4 protein-coding genes are annotated in these 8,043 nt (G+C 67.7%); 1 reads left to right on the forward strand and 3 read right to left on the reverse strand.

Annotated elements, in window-relative coordinates:
• Positions 1 to 2 precede the first annotated feature (2 nt).
• The gene (lpxO, locus tag HV701_RS24640) at positions 3 to 902 is read left to right on the forward strand and encodes a lipid A hydroxylase LpxO (protein ID WP_175135626.1); all 900 of its coding nucleotides are present in this window, start codon (positions 3 to 5) and stop codon (positions 900 to 902) included.
• A 41-nt stretch (positions 903 to 943) separates the two neighbouring features.
• On the opposite strand, the gene HV701_RS24645 is transcribed toward lpxO, so the two are convergent.
• The 3 genes from HV701_RS24645 to hrpA form a co-directional block, all read right to left on the reverse strand.
• Positions 944 to 2,239, reverse strand: a complete 1,296-nt coding sequence (locus HV701_RS24645) for an ABC transporter ATP-binding protein (RefSeq protein ID WP_175135627.1) — start codon at positions 2,237 to 2,239, stop codon at positions 944 to 946.
• 8 nt (positions 2,240 to 2,247) lie between these two features.
• Positions 2,248 to 3,981: an ABC transporter permease gene (locus HV701_RS24650; protein ID WP_175135628.1), complete on the reverse strand. Its 1,734-nt coding sequence runs from the start codon at positions 3,979 to 3,981 to the stop codon at positions 2,248 to 2,250.
• A 169-nt stretch (positions 3,982 to 4,150) separates the two neighbouring features.
• On the reverse strand, positions 4,151 to 8,043 hold a 3,893-nt coding region (gene hrpA, locus HV701_RS24655; RefSeq protein WP_420867828.1), incomplete at its 5' end, for an ATP-dependent RNA helicase HrpA.

An 8,043-nucleotide genomic window follows, 5' to 3' on the forward strand; every position in this document is an offset into this window, starting at 1 on the left:
GTATGAAATGGCTGATACCCGGGATCTGGCTCGCCGCCATCCTGTTCGCGCACTTCCGCGGCCGCGTCAAGCTGCCGCTGGGCCGGCAATTGCTGGACCACTCGGTGCTGCTCGCGCCGGTCAATGCCTTCATGGTGCTGACCTCGCGGGTGCCGTCCACGCCCTACCTGACCACCAGCGAGATCGCCGAACTCAAGGTGCTGGACGACAACTGGGAAACGATCCGCGACGAGGCCCTGCAGATGGCCGAGATGCGCCGCATCAAGGCGGCCGACAGCCACAACGACATCGGCTTCAATTCGTTCTTCAAGTACGGCTGGAAGCGCTTCTACCTGAAATGGTATGACGCCCGCCACCCGTCGGCCGAGGAGCTCTGCCCCAAGACGGTGGCCATCCTGAAGACGCTGCCCAAGGTCAAGGCGGCCATGTTCGCCGAGCTGCCGCCGGGCGGCAAGCTCAACCCCCACCGCGACCCGTTCGCCGGCTCGCTGCGCTACCACCTGGGACTGGCCACGCCCAACGACGACCGCTGCCACATCATCGTCGACGGCGAATCGTACAGCTGGCGCGACGGCGAAAGCGTGGTGTTCGACGAGACCTACGTGCACGAAGCCTACAATCACACCGAGCAGAACCGCATCATCCTGTTCTGCGACGTCGAGCGGCCGCTCAAGTGGGGCTGGGCCGAAGCCTTCAACCGTTGGTTCGGCCGCGTGGTGATGTCGGCGGCCAGCTCGCCCAACGACGGCGGCGACCAGACCGGCGCCATCAACAAGCTGACCCACGCGCACTGGGTCATCGACCAGAAGCGCAAGGCCTTCAAGGCCTGGAACCGCACTGCCTACAAGGCCACCAAGTACGGCCTGATCATCCTGGTGATCGCGGGCTTCATCGCCCTGTAAGCGCTTGCGGCGGCGGGCCGGGCGAAACCGGCCCCGCCGCCCTAGCCGGCATCGCGCGGCGGCAGGCTCAACAGGCCGGTGTGGTAGTCGTAACCATAGATATCGCCATAGCGGCCCCATTCCACCGCGATCTTCAGGACCCGCTCGGCCTCGTCGGGCTTGAGGAATTCCTCCATCGAATCCAGGAAGTCCTTTTCCGGCAGCGTACCGGTGGGCTCCTGTTCCAGGCTGTGGCGGATGTGCGCGGCCAGCGGCACGTGCGCCAGCAACTGGCGGCCGAAGATGGCCTGCTTCTGCCCCTGGTCGGCTTGCACGTAGCGCTGGCCCAGCGGTGTCAGGAAAATATCGCCCTTGTCGATCTGCGCCAGGCCGAACAGCCCCAGCGCCTCGCACGCCGGCAGCAGGTCATCGTCGGCGATCTCGGCTTCCTGGGCCAGCTTGGGCAGGTCGGCGCGGCCATGGAATGGCGCCTCGGCCAGCACGTCCAGCACGCCCTCCATGCGTTCGACCTCGGTGTGCGGAAAGCGGTAGCCCAGGCCCTGCTGGCGCGGGGTCGGCATGTCGTGCGCCGGCCGCTGCGTCATCAGGGCGTAGACCTCGTCGATCAGCGCCCGCACCTGCGGCGAATCGGGGTTGCGCGGCCGCGGCAGGCCGATCTGGACCTGGCTGCGGATGCGGCCGGGGTCGCTGGAAAAGATGATGATGCGATCGGCCATCATCACCGCTTCCTCGATATTGTGCGACACGATCAGGATGCCCTTGGTCGAGATACGGCTCTCGTCCCACAATTCGAGCATGTCGTCGCGCAGCGTTTCGCCGGTCAGCACGTCCAGGGCCGAGAAGGCCTCGTCCATCAACAGCACATCGGGATTCATGACCAGAGCGCGGGCGATGCCGACACGCTGGCGCATGCCGCCGGACAGCTCGCGCGGCAACGCCCCGCCGAACCCCCCCAGGCCCATCAGGTCCAGCACGGCATCGGCGCGGCTGGCGCGCTCGGCCGGCGCCACGCCCTGCGCCTCCAGCCCCAGCTCGACGTTCTGCTGCGCGGTCAGCCAGGGAAACAGCGCGAACGACTGGAACACCATGGTGATGCCGGCGGCCGGGCCATACACCGGCTGGCCGCGATACGTGACCGTACCCTGGTCGGCGTTGACCAGCCCCGCCATGATGCGCAGCAGGGTCGACTTGCCCGAGCCGGACTTGCCCAGCAGCGCCACGATCTCACCCTCGCGCAGGGTGAAATCGACCTGTTCCAGCACATTGCGCGCGGTGCCGTCGGCGGCGCGGAACGACTTGCCGACGCCGTGCAGTTCGATCAGGACATTGGAATGCATGAAGACTCCTACCGGCCGCGGTCTTCGGCCAGCACATACAGTTTGCGCCAGAAAAACCGGTTCAACAGCATGACAAAGACGCACATGACGCCGATGCCGAGCGCGATGCGGTGGAAATCGCCCAGTTCGGTCATGCGCTTGATATAGCTGCCCAGGCCGTCGGCCACCAGCGAGGTATTGCCCCAGGAGACGTACTCGGCCACGATGCTGGCGTTCCAGGAGCCGCCACTGGCGGTGATGGCGCCGGTGATGAAACTGGGAAACACAGCCGGCAGGTACACCCGGCGCCACAGCAGCCAGCCTTTCAGTCCCAGGTTGCTGGCGGCCAGGCGCAATTCATTGGGGATGGTCGAGGCCCCCGCCACCACGTTGAACAGGATGTACCACTGCGTGCCGAAGATGATCAGCGGGCTGAGCCAGATGTTGGGATTGAGTTTCAACGCCACCATCACGAACACCACGGCCGGGAACAGCAGGTTGACCGGGAATGCCGCCAGGAACTGCGCCACCGCCTGCACCCGCTGCGAATACTTGGGCCGCAGGCCGATCCAGACCGCGACCGGCACCCAGATGGCCGACGCCAGGCCGATCAGCACCATCACCCGCACCAGGGTGATACCGCCCAGCCCGACCACGTGCAGCACCTCGCTCCAACCCACCTGCGCGTGCACGAACACCACCAGCCTGTAGGTGCCCAGCAACGCGGCCGCCGCCAGCAGCGCATCCCAGATGCGGGTCCAACGCGGGTCCGGCGCCTTGGCGCGGGCGCGGATCGAGGTGCCGTCATAGGGCACGCTGAACCAGCCCAGCGCGCGCCGCATGCACGCCCAGAACAGATTCGACAGGGCCTGCATCCAGCGGCTGCGGCGGGTCCAGTCCAGCAGCCAGGACTGCTGCGCGACGTCGGCCTGCGATTCCTCGAAGCGGAATTTGTCTGCCCAGGCCAGCAGCGGCCGGAAAAACAGTTGGTCGTAGAGCAGGATGCCGGCCATCATGGCGCCGATGGCCCAGGCGATGGCGCGGCCGTTCTCGGCGTCGATGGCCACCGCGATGTACGAGCCGATGCCGGGCAGCTTGATGTCCTGGCCGGCTACCGAGATGGCCTCGGCCGCCACCAGGAAGAACCAGCCGCCGGACATCGACATCATCATGTTCCACAGCAGCCCTGGCGTCGCGTACGGCAGTTCCAACCGCCAGAAGCGCTGCCAGCCCGACAGCCGGAATACGCGCGCGGCCTCGTTCAATTCGGCCGGCACGGTGCGCATCGACTGGTACAGGCTGAACGCCATGTTCCAGGCCTGCGAGGTGAAGATGGCGAAGACCGCCGCGCACTCGACCCCCAGCAGGTTGCCGGGAAACAGCGCGATGAAGGGCGCGATGGCGATGGCCTGGAATCCCAGGATGGGCACCGATTGCAGGATATCCAGCATCGGGATCATGGCCTTTTCGGCGGTGCGGAACTTGGCCGCGATGGCGGCAAAGACGAAGCTGAACAGCAGCGAGAAGGCCAGCGCCGTGAACATGCGCAGGATGGTGCGCAGCAGGTAGTACGGTAGATAGATCGGATCGAGCGAGATCGGCAGCGATTCGCCGACGGCGAAAGGCCGGCTCATCTGCGAGGCGCCATAGGCCATGGCCGCCAGCACCCCCAGCACCAGGGGCAGCAGCGCCCAGTCCCAGCGGTTGGGCGAGGAGCGGGACGACGAGGACGGGCGCGTCCGGGGGCTGAAGAGCTCGAACATGTCGGCGATGCTCCAGGGAGCGGGGTGAAGGCCCGCGCATTGGAGCATAACCAGATGACGCGTCACTGAACAGAAAACGACTGAAATCCGGCGGTAATACGGGACGGCTCGCGCCGCCCCGCCGCCGGGCGCCAGCAGCGGGGCGAAAAGCCCTATGTGGCCGCCGCCCCTAGCGTTGCAGCGATTCCCAGGACTTCATCAGGCGCTTGACCGACACCGGCATCGGCGTGCGCAGTTCCTGCGCAAACAAGGCCACCCGCAGTTCCTCCAGCAGCCAGCGGAACTCGTCCAGGCGTGGGTCGGACGCCCCCTTCAGCGCCGAGCGGGCCCGCTGGTACTGGGTCAGGAGCGGCGCCATCTCGGCCACCAGCTTGGCATCGCGGGCCGGATCGGCGCGCAGTTTGTCGATGCGCGCCACTGCCGCCTTGAGATAGCGCGGGAAATGCGAAAGCTGGGCGTAGGGGGTGTCGCGGATGAACCATTTGGGCATCAGCGCCCCCAGCTGCTGTTGCAGGTCGGCATAGGCCGCCGCATGCGGCTTGGCCTGCGGCAGCTTGCGCTGCAGGGCGGCGTATTCCGTCAGGACCGCGCCCGCCAGGCGCGCCACTTCCTGCGCCAGCAGGCCCAGCCGCCCCTTGCCTTCGGCCCGGCGCGCCTCGAACTGCTGCGCGTTGACCGGCCAGGGCTCGGCCAGGCAGGCCTGTCCCAGGGCGCAGTCGATGATCTGGTCGCGCAGTTCCTCCTGCGTGCCCAGCGTCATGTAGAGCATGCTGATTTTGGTCAGATCGGCCAGGTTCTTTTCCAGGAACTTGACCTGCTCGCGCAGGCCCAGCCGGAACAGCTTGAGCAGGCCGGCGCGGTGCGCCTTGCGGGCCTCGTCCGGATCGTCGAACACGTCCAGGTCGCAATGCGCGCCGCGGTCGACCAGCGCCGGGTAGCCGATGACCGACTGGCCGCGGCGCTTGATCTCCATGATTTCCGGCAGCGGGCCAAAGGTCCAGGAGGTCAGGTTCTCGTGCGCCAGCGCCTGCGCCACCTGGGTGTCGCTGGCGGCCAGTTGCTGGAAGGTCGCCTGGGCCTGCTTGCCGAACTCGGCGCGCAACTGCGCCAGGTTGCGGCCGGCAGCCAGCATGCGGCCGTGCTCGTCGACCACGCGGAAGTTCATGAACAGGTGCGCGGGCAGCGTCTCGAGCTTGAAGTCGGCGGCGGCCGGGCGCACTTGCACCTGATCCCACATGTCGGCGATGAGCGCGTCCACCAGGCCGGTCTGGGGATCGCCCAGGCGCTCGAACCAGCGGTCGTAGAAGCCGGCCGCGTAGTCGGGCAGCGGCACGCAGTGGCGGCGCAGCTTCTGCGGCAGCGACTTGAGCAGCAGGTGCACCTTTTCCTTGAGCATGCCGGGCACCAGCCATTCGCAGCGCGCCGGATCGATCTGGTTCAGGGCGAACAATGGCACCGCCAGGGTCACGCCGTCGCGCGGCGAACCGGGCTCGAAGTGGTAGTCCAGCGCCATCGACACGCCCTGCCACTCGACCTTCTTGGGAAAGACGTCGGTGGTGACGCCGGCGGCCTCGTGCCGCATCAGTTCGTCGCGCGTCAGCAGCAGCCGGGCGGCGGCGGCCTTGTCGAGCCCGTTGACCCATTTTTCCAGGGTCGCGGTCTGCGAGATGTCGGCCGGCAACTGGCGGTCGTAGAAGGCGTAGATCAACTCGTCATCGACCAGGATGTCGGGGCGACGGGTCTGGTGCTCCAGCTTTTCGATGCCGGCGATCAGCTTGCGGTTGTGGCCCACGAAGGCCAGCCGCGTGTCGATTTCGCCCGGCACCAGTGCCTGGCGGATGAAGAGTTCGCGCGCCTCGCGCGGATGCACCCGGCCGTACTGGATGCGGCGGCCGCTATAAATGGTCAGGCCGTAGAGCGTGGCGCGTTCGTTGGCCACCACCTGGCCGGCCTTCTTTTCCCAGCGCGGGTCCGACCAGTTCTTGCGGATCAGGTGGGCGCCGACCTTTTCCAGCCAGACCGGGTCGATGCGCGCCACGCAACGCGCGTACAGACGGGTGGTCTCGACCAGCTCGGCGGCGACGATCCAGCGTCCGGCCTTCTTCACCAGGCGCGAGCCCGGATGGATGTGGAAGCGGATCTCGCGCGCGCCCTGGTAGTGGCCGCCCTCGTCGCTCTTGAAGCCGATGTTGCCCAGCAGGCCCGACAGCAGCGCCATGTGCAGCTGTTCGTAGGTGGCCTCGACCTGGTTGACACGCCAGCCCTGCTCGCCGACCAGCGCGGCCAGCTGGGTGTGGACGTCGTGCCACTCGCGCAGCCGGATGGGCGACAGGAAGTTCTGCCGCAACAGGCTCACCAGCTTGCGCTGCGAGGCCTTGTGCTGCACCTGTTCGCCGTACCAGCGCCACAGTTTGAGGAAGGAGATGAATTCGGACTTGTCGTCGGCGAACTTGGCATGCGCGGCTTCGGCCGCCTCGCGCTCCTGCATGGGGCGGTCGCGCGCGTCCTGCACCGACAGCGCCGAGGCGATGATCAGCATTTCCGCCAGGCACTGGTGTTCGCGCGCGGCCAGGATCATGCGGCCGATGCGCGGATCCACCGGCAGCTTGGCCAGCTCTTGGCCGGTCTGCGTCAGGACGAACGAAGCGCCGGTACGGGCGCTGTCGTCGCCGTCGTCGGCCGCGGCCAGCTCGATCGCGCCCAGCTCCTGCAGCAGGTGGTAGCCATCGGCCACGGCGCGCCCGGGCGGCGCTTCGACGAAGGGGAACTGCTCGATGTCGTCGAGCTTGAGCGACTTCATCCGCAGAATCACGGACGCCAGCGAGGATCGCAGCACCTCGGGGTCGGTGAACGGCGCGCGGGCGTTGAAATCGGCCTCGTCATAGAGGCGGATGCAGACGCCCGGACCGACCCGGCCGCAACGGCCGGCGCGCTGGTTGGCCGAGGCGCGGCTGATCGGCTCGATGCGCAGCTGCTCGACCTTGTTGCGCCAGGAATAGCGCTTGATGCGCGCCAGGCCGCTGTCGACCACGAAGCGGATGCCGGGCACGGTCAGCGAGGTTTCCGCCACGTTGGTGGCCAGCACGATGCGGCGCGCGTTGCCGCGCGGATGGAAGATCTGTTCCTGCTCGGCCTGCGACAGGCGCGCGTACAGCGGCAGCACCTCGGTGCCCGCCGGATGGCGCTTGCGCAGCGCTTCGGCCGATTCGCGGATCTCGCGTTCGCCGGGCAGGAACACCAGCACGTCGCCGGGGCCGTGGCGGGCGCATTCGTCGACCGCGTCGACGATGGCGTCGATCAGGTCGCGCTCTTCGTCGCCCGACATGCGTTCGCGGTCGCGGCCGGGCCTGGCGGGCGCCTCGTCCTCGGCGGCTTCCTCGCGCACCGGGCGGTAGCGCACCTCGACCGGGTAGAGCCGGCCCGAAACCTCGATCACCGGCGCCGGCTTGTCCTCGGACGCGGCGAAATGGCGGGCGAAGCGCTCGGCGTCGATGGTGGCCGAGGTGATGATGACCTTCAGGTCGGGCCGGCGCGGCAGCAGCTGCTTCAGATAGCCCAGCAGGAAATCGATGTTCAGGCTGCGTTCGTGCGCCTCGTCGATGATGATGGTGTCATAGCGGCGCAGAAGCGGATCGCGCTGCGACTCGGCCAGCAGGATGCCGTCGGTCATCAGCTTGATCGACGCATTGGGGCCGGTGCGGTCGTTGAAACGCACCTGGTAGCCCACCACCTCGCCCATGGGCGTATTCAGCTCCTCGGCGATGCGCTTGGCCACGGACGTGGCGGCCAGCCGCCGCGGCTGGGTGTGGCCGATCATCTTCTGGCGGCCGCGGCCCAGCTCCAGGCAGATCTTGGGCAATTGGGTGGTCTTGCCCGAGCCGGTCTCGCCGCTCACGATAACCACTTGGTGGCCGGCGATGGCGCGCGCGATCTCCTGGCGCCGCGCGCTGACGGGCAGGTCTTCGGGGTAGGTCACGACGGGAATGGGCCGCTCGGGGCGGGGCGCCTGGCGCGCCGCAGGGGCCGCGGCGCCGGCGCGCGGCTTGCCCGAGGCCCGGGTCG

Source organism: Achromobacter pulmonis, from assembly GCF_902859765.1.
In the GTDB taxonomy this organism is placed as follows: Bacteria; Pseudomonadota; Gammaproteobacteria; order Burkholderiales; family Burkholderiaceae_B; genus Achromobacter; species Achromobacter pulmonis.

Bases quoted from the DNA above. Each gene is read 5' to 3' on its own strand.
- lpxO (WP_175135626.1), top strand. From the start codon at position 3: ATGAAATGGCTGATACCCGGGATCTGGCTCGCCGCCATCCTGTTCGCG.
- HV701_RS24645 (WP_175135627.1), bottom strand. From the start codon at position 2,239: ATGCATTCCAATGTCCTGATCGAACTGCACGGCGTCGGCAAGTCGTTC.
- HV701_RS24650 (WP_175135628.1), bottom strand. From the start codon at position 3,981: ATGTTCGAGCTCTTCAGCCCCCGGACGCGCCCGTCCTCGTCGTCCCGC.